The sequence below is a fragment of the Streptococcus parauberis NCFD 2020 genome (assembly GCF_000187935.1).
Lineage (GTDB): Bacteria > Bacillota > Bacilli > Lactobacillales > Streptococcaceae > Streptococcus > Streptococcus parauberis.
The window spans coordinates 693,866-709,114 of record NZ_AEUT02000001.1 but is presented as its reverse complement, the minus strand read 5'-3'; the positions used below and the strand labels follow the sequence as shown (position 1 = coordinate 709,114).

The window sequence follows — 15,249 nt, the reverse complement described above, 5'->3', positions numbered from 1 at the left end:
ACTTAAGAATGAAAGTAAATTTTCCATTTAATAATTTAATTATCCCAGATGACTATGCTAAAAATGCCCAAGTAACAGAATTTGGAATGGCTGTTACATCCTTTCCTTTCTCTATAGAGGAGCTACCAAATGGAACAAAATCACTGGCCTGGACTTTAATTGATTATGATGCCGTTCCTGTTTGTGGTTTTCCTTACATCCATTGGTTAGTTGCCAATGTTAAAACCGACCAGTGCACTATTGCTAGAAATTTTTCTCTTGAGAATAAGGAGCATTTGGAAGGAAAAAATTCATTAGTTAGCAATTTTTTCTCTGCTGAAGTGAAGACAATCGACCAACAGTATATTGGCCCCAAACCACCTGATAAGGATCATGACTATCATTTGGTGGTCTATGCCTTGGATTCAGTTTTAGAGTTAGAAAATGGCTTTTATTTAAATCACCTCATGAATGCTATTGAGGGTCATATTCTAGATAGTCAGAAAGTTAAATTAGTAGGAGAATACTAAAACATGGAATTTAAAGATGCAACTGCTATGGCTGAGGCCGTGCGAGCTGGACAAGTTAGTCCTAAAGAATTAGTAATGGACACTATTAGAAAAGCAAATGCATTGAATCCAGACATTAATGCCATCATTTCGACTAGGTATGAAAAGGCTTTGAAAGAGGCTGATAAACGTGACTTTACAGATAAACCCTTTGCTGGTGTCCCAATTTACTTAAAAGACTTAGGGATGGATATGAAAGATGAATTATCTGGTTCAGGTTCAATTTTGTTTAAAGACACTATTGCAAGTAAGACAGACTATTATGTTCAGGCTTTAGAAGATTTAGGCTTTATTATATTAGGTAAAACCAATACACCAGAATATGGCTTTAAAAATATCTCTGATAGTCGGACTTTTGGCATTGTTAATTTACCTTTCGATAAAAGCCGTAATGCAGGTGGTTCATCAGGAGCTGCGGCAGCTTTAATTTCGGCCGGCATAACAGTTATCTCACCAGCAAGTGACGGTGGTGGCTCAATTCGGATTCCAGCTTCATTTAATGGTTTGATTGGCTTGAAAACATCACGTGGACGAATTCCATCTGGTCCCAATCCTTACCGTAGATGGCAGGGGGCAGCGGTCCAGTTTGCCATTACTAAATCTGTTCGCGATACGAGAAATTTATTGTACTACTTGCAAGATTGTCAGTTGGAGAGTCCATTTCCCTTGCCAATTCTGACAAAGGAAGAGCTGTTTGATAGTCAATTACCACATATGAAGGTGGCCTATTTGACTAAGAATCCTGATGGTACTGATCTTGGTTCTGAGGCGAAGCAAGCTGTGCTTAATGCTGTGCAATTTCTTAAAGACAAAGGATATGAGGTTGTGGAACTAGAGTCTGCGCCAATTGATATGAAAGAATTGATTTCTCATTATTATGTGATGAATTCAGTTGAGACGGCGAGTATGTTTGCAGGAATTGAGAAATTTTTGGGTCGTCCAGTTATTAAGGCTGATATGGAGCCGATGACTTGGGCTATCTATCAAAGTGGACAAATGATTTTGGCTAAAGATTACACAGCCATGATGCATGTTTGGGATAACTACAGTGCTATTATGGACGTTTTTCATAAGACTTATGATCTCTTGCTCACGCCGACAACTCATGATGTTGCGCCCAAACATGGTCAAATTAATCCTAGTCCTCAATTGTTGGAAAAATTGGCCAATGCTGAAAAGTTTATGCCTGCTGAGCAGATGCAATTGGTGACAGAAATGTTTAGACCAGGCCTTGCTTTGAATCCTTATACCCCCCTAGCGAATCTGACTGGGCAACCAGCAATTAATTTACCAACGCACCAAACCAAGTCAGAATTACCATTGGGTATACAATTCATGGCTGCTAAAGGAAGAGAAGATCTTCTTTTGCAAGTAGCACAACTCTTCGAAGATAATGGAAAATTAATGTTATAATCTTATTTTTATATAATACATGTTTAAAAAGGGAAGTCTATTATAGGATAGCTTCTCTTTTTTGTAAGCATTATCATTTTATATTTAAACTGACAGTGCTATACTAATTTTATTAAAGAAAAGGAGTCTCTTTTAATGAAAAGACACTATGCATTAGTTGGACTAGGACTTGCTGCTTTGACTTTGTCAGCTTGCTCTTCAAATACATCTTCTCAAACAAGTTCTTGGGATAAGATTGAGAAAAAAGGCGTTATTACCGTTGGTACCCCTAAAACTTACCAACCAACTTCATATATGAATGATAAAAATGAACTAGTTGGTTATGAAGTTGACATGATGAAAGAAGTTGCTAAACGTCTTCATGTTAAGGTTAAATTTGTTGAAACTGGTTTTGATCAAGCGTTTACATCTCTAGACAGTGGTCGTGTTGATTTATCAATCAATAACTTTGATGTCACAAAAAAACGTACTACTAAATACAATATGTCTGAACCTTATAAATATGGGGTTGGTGGATTAATTGTTCGTGCAGATGGTACTTCAGGTATTTCCAAGAAAGACTTGAGTGACTGGAAAGGCAAAAAAGCTGCTGGTGCTGAAGGAACAGAATCAATGAAAATTGCTAAGAAACTTGGTGCAAAACTAGTTTCCTATGACAATGTTTCCAATGATGTTTACTTAAATGATGTGGCTAATGGACGTACAGACTTTATTCCAAATGATTACCCTGCTCAAAAATTGTTTGTTGATTTTATGAAGTCACAAAATCCAAAAATGAATATAAAAATGGCTGATGTTCAATATAATCCAACTGAACAAGGGATTGTTATGAGTAAAAATGATGATAGTCTATTAAAAGAAATCAACAAGACTATTAAAGCCATGAAAAAAGATGGTAGCTTGAAAAAGATATCTGAAACTTACTATGGTGGTCAAGACTTAACAGTACCATTTGGTAGAGATAAAAAGATTCCTGTAATTGACACTAAAGATGTTGAGTAATAGGTAAAGAGAGGTAGCATGATTGATCAATTTAGAATTAATTTGGAAAAGCTTAGGTTATGTCTTAGGTGGCCTTCCTTATACTTTAGGAATCTCTCTATTAAGTTTTACCTCAGGATTATTTTTAGGGTTGATATTAGCTCTCCTAGGCAGATCTAAACAAACTTGGCTAAGACAGCTGATTAAATTTTACGTTTCCTTTATGCGGGGAGTACCAATGATTGTGGTTCTCTTTGTCCTCTATTTTGGGCTACCTTATTACGGTTTTCAATTACCAGCACTCTTATGCGCTTTGATTGGCTTTACCATGGTCAGCGCTGCTTATATGGCCGAGGTGTTCCGAGGCTCAATTGAAGCGGTCGATTTTGGTCAATGGGAGGCTGCGCGTGCTTTAGGCTTACCTTATGCTAGTATCGTCAAACAAGTTATTTTGCCACAAGCTTTTCGGATTGCTGTGCCATCACTTGGTAATGTCATCATTGATATGGTCAAGAGCTCTTCATTGACAGCGATGATTACGGTACCGGACATTTTTCAGAATGCTAAAATCATTGGTAGTCGTGAATGGGACTACATGTCTATGTATATTCTAGTTGCTTTGATCTATTGGGGAATTACAATCGTTTTGGAAAAATCACAGGCTGTGATTGAAGAAAAACTAGCATATTAAGAAAAACCGATTATTCCTCTTGAATTTTTGAATTCAAGGGGTTTTCTATCAGATTTGTGGTAAAATGTGACTAATAGAAAGTTTGAAAGGTCGGTGTTTATGAAAGATTCAGGATGGCAAGAGCCAATTAAAGCCCATTTACCAGCGCACTATTTTTCAGAGATTAATCATTTTCTGGATAAGGTTTATAGTCAAGGAGTTATCTATCCACCCCGTAAAAAAGTTTTTAATGCACTGAGAGCAACACCATATGACCAAACCAAGGTATTAATTCTTGGTCAAGATCCCTATCATGGACCCAATCAAGCTCAAGGCCTTTCTTTTTCTGTTCCGGAGGAAATCGCTGCGCCACCATCTTTGCAAAATATTTTAAAAGAATTGGCGACCGACATTGGGCATCGTGACCATCATGACTTAACTCCTTGGGCAAAAGAAGGTGTTCTGCTTCTGAATGCATGCCTAACTGTTCCTGAACACCAAGCTAACGCTCATGCAGGACAAATTTGGGAACCCTTTACAGATGCCGTTATTAAAGTTTTAAATGAAAAAGAAAGCCCTGTTGTTTTTATCCTCTGGGGTGGCTATGCTCGCAAGAAGAAAAAATTAATTACCAATCCAATACATTTAGTTATTGAAAGTGCACACCCAAGTCCATTATCATCATATAGGGGATTTTTTGGTAGTAAACCATTCTCACAGACCAATACTTTTTTGGAAGATCATGGCATTAAGCCTATTGATTGGTTAGCTTAGTTGTAAGTTTTTTAGAGGAGTAGAGATGTTATTAATAAAAAATGGTAGATTAGTTGACCCTAAATCAGATTTTGATGGGCAAGTTGATATCTTGATTGAAGACGATAAAATTGTTGAGATTGCTGAATCAATTGAAAAAGCAGGGGCTGAAGTCATAGATGCTTCAGGTTATATTGTTGCACCTGGTTTGGTTGACATTCACGTTCATTTTCGACAACCTGGTCAAACCCACAAGGAAGATATTCATACGGGTGCCCTTGCTGCGGCAGCTGGAGGTGTAACATCGGTAGTAATGATGGCTAATACCAATCCGGCCATTTCAACTGTTGAGGTCTTGGAAGAAGTGCTAGCTAGTGCTGCCAAAGAAAAGATTAACATTTATACAAATGCTTCCGTAACGACCAATTTTGATGGCAAAAACTTGACTGATTTTAAAGGCTTACTGGCTTCTGGTGCAGTCTCTTTTTCAGATGATGGCATCCCTTTAGAAAGTTCAAAAGTTTTAAAAGAAGCTTTTGACTTAGCCCGTGAAAATAATACCTTCATTGCTCTGCATGAAGAAGATCCTGCTTTGAATGGCGTTCTTGGGTTTAACGAAAATATAGCTCAACAACACTATCATTTTTGTGGTGCCACTGGGGTTGCAGAGTACAGTATGATTGCCAGAGATGTGATGATTGCTTACGACAGTAAAGCACACGTTCATATCCAACATCTGTCAAAAGCCGAATCAGTCAAAGTGGTTGAATTTGCGCAAGCCATTGGCGCCAATGTGACGGCTGAAGTGGCGCCTCAGCACTTCTCAAAAACGGAAGAGCTTTTGCTGACTGCAGGGGCTAATGCTAAGATGAATCCGCCATTGCGTCTTGAGAGTGACCGTCAAGCAGTAATTGAAGGGCTTAAGTCGGGTGTGATTTCTGTTATTGCCACAGACCACGCGCCTCATCACCGAGATGAGAAGGCTGTCGACAAAATATGGGAAGCACCTTCAGGAATGACTGGCCTCGAAACATCACTTTCATTAGGGTTAACCCACTTGGTTGAAACCGGCCATTTGTCATTAATGGATTTCTTAGCTAAAATGACCATTAATCCAGCATCACTTTATTCTTTCGAAGCTGGTTATGTGGCGGAGAATGGCCCTGCAGACTTGGTTATTTTCGCTGATAAGGAAAAACGACGAATCACTGAAAACTTTGCTTCAAAAGCCAGTAACTCACCATTTGTCGGTGAAGAACTAGTCGGTAAAGTTAAATACACAATCTGTAAAGGACAAGTGGTCTATCAAGAAGCTGAATAAGAAAAAGCAGAGCTAATTGCTCTGCTTTAATCTTGTTTTTGTTTGCTGAGGTTGAGCCCCCATGGGACTAAATTCTCTTCTTTTTGCCGAATCCGTTGGATGTTGTCTTTATGACGGTAGATAATAATTGCTGCTAGTAAGCAGACAATGACAACTAAAAAGGTATTGTAGCTTGGTAATAGAAAATGCATAGCTGGAAAAGTTAAGACACTAATTACAGCAATAATAGCTACAGAAATACTTGATAGTGAAATCATACTAAAGAGATAGAGGATAATCACAAATGCAAGGACTAAGAAGATAAAGTAAAGTGGTGCATAGCCAAGTAAAACGCCTGCGCTTGTTGCAACAGCCTTACCACCTTTAAATTTTGCAAAGACTGGAAAAGTATGGCCAAGGACCGCAAAGAAGCCGATGACAAGTGGTGAGATTGCTGTATATCCAATTAAGACAGGTAATAAAGTTGCGAGAGTTCCTTTAAGCACATCAACTGCTAGAGTCGCAAGACCAGCCTTAACTCCTAAAATTCGAAAAGTATTGGTTGTGCCGGTATTTCCTGAACCATGTTCACGTAAATTGATACCAAAGAAACGTTGGCCAATCCATAAACCAGTAGGGATTGATCCCAAGAAATAGGCAATAATAATTAATAATAGTAAAGTCATAGCCATATTATACCATAAAGGATAATTGTGCGACTATTTTAGGAAATTTTTTAGGAAAGAAAAAAATAACTTTGCAAAATCTTAAAAAAACTTGTAAGATAAGAAAGATGAAAAAATCTGGAGGTCAGAATTGGCTAAAAAAGAAATAACTATAAATAATTATAATGATGATGCCATTCAAGTCTTAGAAGGCTTGGATGCTGTAAGAAAACGTCCAGGGATGTACATCGGTTCAACTGATGGTACTGGGCTTCATCATTTAATATGGGAGATTGTCGACAATGCTGTCGATGAAGCTCTCTCGGGATTTGGTAATGCTATTAAAGTTACCATTAACAAAGACGGCTCTGTTAGTGTTGAAGATAGTGGACGTGGTATGCCAACTGGTAAACATGCCATGGGGATTCCAACTGTCCAAGTTATCTTTACTGTCTTGCATGCGGGTGGTAAATTTGGACAAGGTGGCTACAAAACTTCAGGCGGACTACATGGTGTAGGTTCTTCGGTAGTAAATGCTTTGTCAGCTTGGTTACAAGTTGATATCACTCGAGATGGCGTAGTTTATCGACAACGATTTGAAAATGGTGGGAAACCAGTTTCTACCCTTAAAAAAATTGGGACTGCTCCAAAATCAAAAACTGGTACAACAGTTACTTTTATGCCTGATGAAACCATCTTTTCGTCCATCGACTTTAAGTTTAATACGATTGCTGAACGTCTAAAAGAGTCAGCTTTCCTTCTTAAAGATGTGAAAATGACGCTGACAGACTTGCGGGGTGATGAACCAGTTGTTGAAGAATTCCATTATGAAAATGGTGTGCAGGACTTTGTTGAGTATTTGAATGAAGATAAAGAAACCTTAACACCGGTTATCTATATTGAAGGGCAAGATCAAGAATTTCAAGTTCAAGTTGCTCTTCAGTACAACGATGGGTTCTCTGATAATATCTTATCTTTTGTCAATAACGTTCGTACAAAAGATGGTGGTAGCCATGAAACTGGTTTAAAAGCAGCCATTACTAAAGTAATGAATGATTATGCCAGAAAGACTAATTTACTCAAAGAAAAAGATAAAAACTTGGAAGGCTCAGATTACCGCGAAGGACTATCTGCCGTTCTTTCAATTCTTGTTCCAGAGCAGCACTTGCAATTTGAGGGACAAACCAAAGATAAACTTGGCTCGCCATTGGCTAGGCCTGTAGTTGATGGGATTGTATCAGACAAGTTAACTTACTTCCTGTTGGAAAATGGTGAACTGGCTTCCAATCTTATCCGCAAAGCGATTAAAGCAAGAGATGCTCGTGAAGCTGCCCGTAAAGCGCGTGATGAATCACGAAACGGCAAGAAGAACAAGAAGGACAAGGGGCTTTTATCTGGTAAGTTAACGCCTGCCCAATCTAAGAATCCAAAGAAAAACGAATTGTATTTGGTCGAAGGGGATTCTGCCGGAGGTTCAGCTAAACAAGGTCGTGATCGTAAGTTCCAAGCTATCTTGCCGCTCCGTGGTAAAGTCTTAAATACAGAAAAAGCGAAAATGGCTGATATTCTCAAGAATGAAGAAATCAATACCATGATTCATACTATTGGAGCTGGAGTTGGTGCTGATTTTTCTATTGAGGATATTAACTATGACAAAGTCATCATCATGACCGATGCCGATACCGATGGTGCCCATATTCAGACCCTCCTATTAACTTTCTTTTATCGTTACATGCGTCCGCTTGTTGAAGAAGGCCACGTCTATATTGCCTTACCACCATTCTATAAAATGTCTAAGGGCAAAGGAAAATCAGAGAAGATTGCCTATGCTTGGACCGATGGTGAATTAGATGATCTTCGTAAAGAATTTGGCAAAGGAGCCATGCTTCAACGATACAAAGGACTTGGTGAAATGAATGCCGATCAACTTTGGGAAACAACTATGGATCCTGAAACAAGAACTTTGATTCGTGTCACAATCGATGACCTAGCGCGTGCAGAGCGCAGAGTATCCGTCCTCATGGGGGATAAAGCAGCACCACGCCGCCAATGGATTGAAGACAATGTTAAATTTACTTTGGAAGAGAATTCAGTTTTGGATGTTTAATAGCATGAATTATCTCAAATTCAGATAGAAATAAAAATGCTCTTTTCACCACAAATGAAATTGAATCCACCCTTTGGTGAGATCAGATTCTAATTAATAACCATTCAACCTCTTTTCAAATTTACAGAAAGGAATTGAACAAAGGCTAAACCCCTCTGTTCAGTATAATCCTTTCAAAATACAATACTCTTTTCAAAACAAAAGAAAGGAATTGAACCCGCCCTAGTTGCTGTGTAAAAAAGATAAATCTCCTAGCTCATCAGGATGAACTGGCGATTTCCTATTTTTACTTGGCAACTGACGGGCTTGGTATCTTAATTTATGTCAAACGTACAAAACATGTCCTTAGAGGACATTATGGGAGAACGCTTTGGGCGTTATTCCAAATATATTATTCAGGAGAGGGCTCTTCCTGATATTCGGGATGGCTTGAAACCTGTTCAACGTCGTATCCTTTATTCAATGAACAAGGACGGCAATACCTTTGAGAAAGGTTACCGTAAATCAGCAAAATCTGTCGGAAATATCATGGGTAACTTTCACCCCCATGGTGACAGTTCTATTTATGATGCCATGGTTCGGATGTCTCAAGACTGGAAGAATCGAGAAACCCTTGTTGAAATGCATGGTAACAATGGTTCCATGGATGGTGATCCACCTGCCGCAATGCGTTATACAGAGGCTCGCCTATCCGAAATCTCTGGCTATCTCTTACAAGATATTGAGAAAAAAACAGTTCCTTTTGCTTGGAACTTTGATGACACCGAAAAAGAACCAACTGTTTTACCAGCCGCTTTCCCTAACCTTTTGGTCAATGGTGCAACTGGTATCTCAGCGGGGTATGCAACGGATATTCCACCACATAACTTAGCTGAAGTCATAGACGCTGTCGTTTACATGATTGACCATCCTAAAGCATCACTCGACAAGCTGATGGAATTTTTACCTGGTCCTGATTTTCCTACTGGAGGAATCATTCAAGGTGCAGAGGAAATTAAAAAAGCCTATGAAACTGGTAAAGGACGTGTTATTGTCCGCTCGAAAACAGAATTTGAAACACTTAAAGGTGGTAAACAACAGATTGTTGTGACAGAAATCCCTTATGAAATTAATAAATCTGTTTTAGTTAAGAAAATTGATGATGTCCGTGTCAACAATAAAGTTCCAGGAATTGTTGAAGTTCGTGATGAGTCAGACCGTACTGGATTACGGATTGCTATTGAATTGAAAAAAGATGCGGATGCTCAAAACGTCTTAAATTATCTTTTGAAATATACTGACTTGCAAGTCAACTATAACTTCAATATGGTGGCAATTGACAACTACACACCAAGACAAGTTGGTCTGATTAAAATTCTGTCATCTTACATTGCCCACCGTAAGAATATTATTGTCAAACGTTCACAATTTGATAAAGAAAAGGCTGAAAAAAGGTTACACATTGTTGAAGGTTTGATACGTGTTCTTTCAATCTTGGATGAAGTGATTGCCCTTATCAGAGCATCTGATAATAAGAGTGATGCAAAAGAAAACTTAAAATTGTCTTATGATTTTTCTGAAGAACAAGCAGAAGCAATTGTGACCCTACAACTTTATCGTTTAACAAACACAGATATCGTTACCTTGCAAAATGAGGAAAAAGAATTACGTGATTTGATTACAATGTTGGCAGCAATCATTGGTAATGAAGCAACTATGTTTAATGTGATGAAACGTGAACTTCGTGAAGTTAAGAAAAAATTTGCTAATGCGCGTCGCTCAGAATTACAAGTTGAAGCAGAGACAATTGAAATTAACACAGCTAGTCTCATTGTTGAGGAAGAAACCTTTGTAAGTGTAACCCGTAGTGGTTATCTTAAACGGACCAGTCCAAGATCATTTAATGCTTCAAGTATTGATGAAATTGGAAAACGTGATGATGATCAATTGGTATTTGTTGAAGCTGCTAAGACAACTCAGCATCTTCTCATTTTCACAAATCTTGGAAATGTGATCTACCGTCCAATCCATGAATTAACTGATATCCGTTGGAAGGACACTGGTGAACACTTATCACAAACTATTACCAATTACGGAACCGATGAAGAAGTCCTACATGTTGAAATTGTTGATCAATTTACAAAAGGAACTTATTATTCAGTCACCCAATTAGGACAAATCAAACGTTTTGAACGAAAAGATTTAGCACCATGGCGAACATACCGTTCAAAATCAACTAAATATGCTAAAATCAAAAATGATCAAGATCGCATAATAAGCATTTCACCAATTTTCTTTGAAGATATCACTTTGGTTTCCCATAACGGCTATGCTTTGCGATTTTCAAGCCAAGAGGTTCCCGTGCAAGGCTTAAAATCAGCTGGCGTCAAAGCAATGAACTTAAAAAATGATGACTACATAGCATCTGCTTTCATTGTTCAGTCTGATAGTTTCTTTGTTTTAACCCAACGAGGAAGTTTAAAACGTGTTGCAATTACTGATATTCCGCAAACTAGTCGTGCCAATCGGGGCTTACTCGTATTAAGAGAATTAAAGAGTAAACCACACTGTGTCTTCTTAGCTGATAGCGTAAAAGGAAGTCTTAAATCTAGTAAGATAGATTTATTTACAAGTCCAGAAGAAGAAACAGAAGCAGCGTCTGTCTTAGAGGTTACTTCAAAAACAGGTCAAGTTTATGAAGTTCAGTTAAATAATCTAAATCTATCTGACCGAACAAGTAATGGTTCCTTCATTTCCGATGCAATTTCTGACCAAGAGGTCTTCTCAGCAAGACTAAAATAAAAAGAGGCAACTCTTTTTATTGTATATGATAAATTCAGAAAATAAAAAATGTTTGAATAATTTCGTTTTTAGTGTACAATATAAAAAAGTAGAAATGAGGTGGCTTATGTCAGTAACAATGGATTGGGAAAATTTAGGATTTGCATATCATAAATTACCATTTAGATATATTGCACATTTTAAAGATGGTATGTGGCAAGAAGGAAGATTAAGTGAGGATTCTACCTTACATATTTCAGAAAGTTCACCTGCATTACACTACGGTCAACAGGCTTTTGAAGGAATGAAAGCTTACCGGACTAAAACAGGTTCGATTCAACTTTTTAGACCTGATCAAAATGCGAAAAGGTTACAAGACACAGCTGATCGTTTATTGATGCCGCAAGTGCCTACTGACATGTTTATTGATGCTGCTAAACAAGTAGTCACTGCTAATCAAGATTATGTTCCACCTTATGGTACTGGTGCAACCCTGTATTTACGACCATTGTTAATTGGTGTTGGTGATATTATTGGTGTAAAACCAGCAGACGAATATATTTTTACTATCTTTGCAATGCCAGTAGGTGCTTACTTTAAAGGCGGTCTTGTACCTTCAAACTTTATTGTTGCAACAGATTTTGACCGAGCAGCTCCATACGGAACTGGAGCTGCTAAAGTTGGAGGCAACTATGCTGCATCTCTTTTACCAGGTAAACGTGCAAAAGAGCAAGGATACTCTGATGTCATTTATCTTGACCCTGCAACTCATACTAAAATTGAAGAAGTAGGAGCAGCTAATTTCTTCGGTATTACCAAAGATAATCAGTTTATCACTCCGATTAGTCCCTCAATTCTACCATCGATTACCAAGTATTCCCTTTTGGAACTTGCTGAGAAGCGTCTGGGAATGATGGCCATTGAAGCGGATATTCCTGTTGACAGCTTGGATCAGTTCGTGGAAGCGGGAGCCTGCGGTACTGCCGCAGTTATCTCACCAATAGGTGGTATACAATATCAAGATAAGTTTCATGTGTTTTATAGTGAAACAGAAGTTGGTCCGATTACGCGTCGATTATATGATGAGTTGGTTGGGATTCAATTTGGAGATATCGAGGGACCTGAAGGTTGGATTGTCAAAGTTGATTAATTTTAGTGAGCTTGTTCTTGCAAGCTCATTTAATTTTGTGTAAAATGATAAAAGTGAGGTAAGAAATGAGTAAAAAAGATAAAAAAATTGAAATTCAACTGGTCGAAAGTAAAGTTGAACTTGAAGGCAAAAAAGTTGATGGTTATCAATTACTAATCGGAAAAAGACTTGTTGGTGAGATTGCAGAGTTGGATGATCGCTTTGCAGTTTTGAAAAAATCGACAGTTGAAAGTTTTTTCAAGACTTTGGAACAAGCTGTTGAAAACATCATTGAAAGCTATAATTTGAATCACTAAAAGTGGTCAAAAACACTTGCGTAGACACAAAATCTATGATAGAATAGTTTTTGTTGCTATGGAAAGATAGCGAAGAGGCTAAACGCGGCGGACTGTAAATCCGCTCCTTCGGGTTCGGGGGTTCGAATCCCTCTCTTTCCATTTTTTGGGGTATAGCCAAGCGGTAAGGCAAGGGACTTTGACTCCCTCATGCGTTGGTTCGAATCCAGCTACCCCAGTCAAAGGTATCAGTGGAAGCTGAGACCGTCAAAGATAAACATGTCGTTGCGGGCTACCTTGAGAAAATATATTGTTATCAAAAGCTAGTTGAAGCTAGCTTTTGTTGGAGGATTTTTTAGAATGAATGAATTTGAAGATTTGCTAAACAGTGTTAGCGAAGTAAACCCAGGTGATGTAGTCACTGCGGAAGTTTTAACAGTTGATAACGGTCAAGCAAACGTTGTTATTGATGGTACTGGCGTTGAAGGTGTGTTAACTCTTCGCGAATTGACTAACGATCGTGATGCTGATATCAACGATTTTGTTAAAGCTGGCGACACTGTTGAAGTGCTTGTTCTTCGTCAAGTTGTAGGTAAAGACACTGATACAGTTACTTTCCTAGTATCTAAAAAACGTTTAGAAGCTCGTAAAGCATGGGACAAACTTGTTGGTCGCGAAGGTGAAGTTGTTACTGTTAAAGGTACACGCGCTGTTAAAGGCGGACTTTCAGTTGAATTTGAAGGATTACGTGGATTTATCCCAGCTTCAATGATTGACACTCGTTTCGTACGTAACACTGAAAAATTTGTTGGTCAAGAATTTGAAGCTAAAATCAAAGAAGTTGACGCAGCAGAAAACCGTTTCATTTTGTCTCGTCGTGAAGTTATTGAAGAAGCAGCTAAAGAAGCTCGCCAAGAAGTCTTCTCTAAACTTTCTGAGGGTTCAGTTGTAACTGGTACAGTTGCTCGTTTAACAAGCTTTGGTGCTTTTATCGACCTTGGTGGTGTTGATGGACTTGTACACGTGACTGAATTATCACACGAACGTAATGTTTCACCTAAATCAGTTGTTTCTGTTGGTGAAGAAGTTGAAGTTAAAGTACTTTCAATTGACGAAGAAGCTGGACGTGTTTCACTTTCTCTTAAAGCTACAACCCCTGGACCATGGGATGGTGTTGAACAAAAACTTGCTCAAGGCGATGTAGTTGAAGGTAAAGTTAAACGTTTAACTGACTTTGGTGCTTTCGTAGAAGTTTTAGCTGGAATTGATGGACTTGTTCACATTTCACAAATTTCTCACAACCGTGTTGAAAATCCAAAAGATGTACTTTCTGTAGGTCAAGAAGTTACTGTTAAAGTTCTTGAAGTTAATGCTGCTGATGAACGTGTATCACTTTCAATCAAAGCTCTTGAAGAACGTCCTGCACAAGCTGAAGGCGAAAACAACTACAATAACAATAACAACAACAGCGAACGCCAATCACGTCCACGTCGTCCAAAACGTGAACAAAAACGTGATTATGAATTACCAGAAACTCAAACTGGTTTCTCTATGGCTGACTTGTTCGGTGATATTGAATTATAATCAAGTAAAAGCTAAGATTTCTTAGCTTTTTTTGTCTAAAAAAATTATTTATCCATCTTCTCAATTTATCTATTATATGGTATACTATTATGGTGTTACCACCTTTAGTGTAATGGATATCACGTAAGATTCCGGTTCTTGAGATGGGAGTTCGATTCTCTCAAGGTGGATAGAAAAAAACTAAAAATGTCTTATAAAAATGTCTTTTTTACTGGCCAATCTCAAATTTTACAAAAAAAGAAGATAGAACATTCTATCTTCTTTTTTTATTTCATTAAACTTTTTTGTGACATACTTACTAATTTATCATTTTCAAATATAAGAGTGATATTAGCACTACGATTATTCGTCTTTAATCCAGAGATCCAAATTGCTTGGATTTGATCTCTTTCAGAAGAAGAAGCCATAGTAAAATCATCTGGTTCAGTTAAGATTTTAGTTACTTGATTGTAAGTCATTCCATTTTTTAATTTATTGTAGTCTTTGAGTGATATTTTCAAATCTCGTGTAAAGGCAAAGTTAGCAATTGATTTAACAATAGTTGAATTTTGAAACATATTAATTGTTATTTCAACACGATCAAAGGTCCAAGAGTAGATGTCTAATTTGACATTTCCAGCTGGTTTTTGTTCATGTTTAGTTGGCTCGCCATAGAGTACTTTTAATTCTTCAAGCGTAGAGCCACCTTTGAATTGATCTTTTGCTGAGGCAACTTTTATCTTATCAAATGCTAAACGTTTATCTTGTTGAGGTGCAACTTGATTTTTTTTGTTTTCTAAGACAGTTTTATCATCTTTACTTTTTTCTTTATCCGATTTATTAGAACATGCGGCAACAGCAAGGCAAATTGTTGGGATTAAAAGGATAGTTACTAATTTTTTTATAGTCATAATCGGTTTCCAAATCTAAATAGTTACTATTATTATATCATTTTTTATTTTTCTTGTATTTTACTACTTGCGACTTGGTAGCCCTGAAAATGAGTATTTTCTTTAATCAACTAATTTAAGGATTTAAAAATATTGATTCCTAACATAACATCT

General features: G+C 37.6%; 13 protein-coding genes and 3 tRNA genes. 14 read left to right on the top strand and 2 right to left on the bottom strand.

Annotated features, from left to right (window positions below; all coding sequences use genetic code 11):
• The first annotated feature begins 8 nt into the window (after window positions 1-8).
• The 6 genes from SPB_RS03590 (at window position 9) to SPB_RS03565 (ending at window position 5,686) form a co-directional block, all read left to right on the top strand.
• Window positions 9-509: a YbhB/YbcL family Raf kinase inhibitor-like protein gene (locus SPB_RS03590; RefSeq protein WP_003103412.1), complete on the top strand. Its 501-nt coding sequence runs from the start codon at window positions 9-11 to the stop codon at window positions 507-509.
• A gap of 3 nt (window positions 510-512) precedes the next feature.
• On the top strand, window positions 513-1,961 hold the full coding sequence (locus SPB_RS03585; protein WP_003105962.1) for an amidase: 1,449 nt from the start codon (window positions 513-515) through the stop codon (window positions 1,959-1,961).
• Window positions 1,962-2,096: 135 nt separating this feature from the next.
• Window positions 2,097-2,963, top strand: a complete 867-nt coding sequence (locus SPB_RS03580) for a transporter substrate-binding domain-containing protein (RefSeq protein ID WP_003102713.1) — start codon at window positions 2,097-2,099, stop codon at window positions 2,961-2,963.
• Window positions 2,964-2,985: 22 nt separating this feature from the next.
• Complete coding sequence (locus tag SPB_RS03575; RefSeq protein ID WP_003104874.1) at window positions 2,986-3,633, top strand: amino acid ABC transporter permease; 648 nt, start codon at window positions 2,986-2,988, stop codon at window positions 3,631-3,633.
• 99 nt (window positions 3,634-3,732) lie between these two features.
• Window positions 3,733-4,386 carry a uracil-DNA glycosylase gene (locus tag SPB_RS03570; RefSeq protein ID WP_003105890.1) on the top strand — a complete coding sequence of 218 codons (654 nt, stop codon included), beginning with the start codon at window positions 3,733-3,735 and terminating at the stop codon, window positions 4,384-4,386.
• 25 nt (window positions 4,387-4,411) lie between these two features.
• Window positions 4,412-5,686, top strand: coding sequence for a dihydroorotase (locus SPB_RS03565; RefSeq protein WP_003105458.1), 1,275 nt, complete (start codon window positions 4,412-4,414; stop codon window positions 5,684-5,686).
• Between the two features lie 26 nt (window positions 5,687-5,712).
• Here the strand turns inward: SPB_RS03565 and plsY are convergent, their stop codons facing one another.
• A complete protein-coding gene (gene plsY / locus SPB_RS03560) occupies window positions 5,713-6,351 on the bottom strand; it encodes a glycerol-3-phosphate 1-O-acyltransferase PlsY (protein ID WP_037621334.1) in 639 nt (212 codons plus the stop codon).
• Between the two features lie 130 nt (window positions 6,352-6,481).
• On the opposite strand from plsY, the gene parE reads away from it, so the two are divergent.
• The 8 genes from parE (at window position 6,482) to SPB_RS03520 (ending at window position 14,376) form a co-directional block, all read left to right on the top strand.
• A complete protein-coding gene (parE, locus tag SPB_RS03555; protein ID WP_003105874.1) occupies window positions 6,482-8,437 on the top strand; it encodes a DNA topoisomerase IV subunit B in 1,956 nt (651 codons plus the stop codon).
• Between the two features lie 321 nt (window positions 8,438-8,758).
• On the top strand, window positions 8,759-11,218 hold the full coding sequence (gene parC, locus SPB_RS03550) for a DNA topoisomerase IV subunit A (RefSeq protein ID WP_003103263.1): 2,460 nt from the start codon (window positions 8,759-8,761) through the stop codon (window positions 11,216-11,218).
• Window positions 11,219-11,324: 106 nt separating this feature from the next.
• Window positions 11,325-12,347 (top strand): branched-chain amino acid aminotransferase, encoded by a 1,023-nt coding sequence (locus tag SPB_RS03545; RefSeq protein WP_003102933.1) that lies wholly within the window; start codon window positions 11,325-11,327, stop codon window positions 12,345-12,347.
• 65 nt (window positions 12,348-12,412) lie between these two features.
• On the top strand, window positions 12,413-12,643 hold the full coding sequence (locus SPB_RS03540) for a DUF2969 domain-containing protein (RefSeq protein WP_003104102.1): 231 nt from the start codon (window positions 12,413-12,415) through the stop codon (window positions 12,641-12,643).
• Between the two features lie 60 nt (window positions 12,644-12,703).
• Window positions 12,704-12,784 (top strand) — tRNA-Tyr (locus SPB_RS03535).
• A gap of 5 nt (window positions 12,785-12,789) precedes the next feature.
• Window positions 12,790-12,861, top strand: a tRNA-Gln gene (locus SPB_RS03530).
• Between the two features lie 121 nt (window positions 12,862-12,982).
• Window positions 12,983-14,206, top strand: a complete 1,224-nt coding sequence (gene rpsA / locus SPB_RS03525; RefSeq protein WP_003104624.1) for a 30S ribosomal protein S1 — start codon at window positions 12,983-12,985, stop codon at window positions 14,204-14,206.
• Window positions 14,207-14,304: 98 nt separating this feature from the next.
• Window positions 14,305-14,376, top strand: a tRNA-Arg gene (locus SPB_RS03520).
• 96 nt (window positions 14,377-14,472) lie between these two features.
• Here SPB_RS03520 and SPB_RS03515 read toward each other — a convergent pair.
• Window positions 14,473-15,096 carry a DUF3862 domain-containing protein gene (locus tag SPB_RS03515; RefSeq protein WP_003105675.1) on the bottom strand — a complete coding sequence of 208 codons (624 nt, stop codon included), beginning with the start codon at window positions 15,094-15,096 and terminating at the stop codon, window positions 14,473-14,475.
• Window positions 15,097-15,249 lie beyond the last annotated feature (153 nt).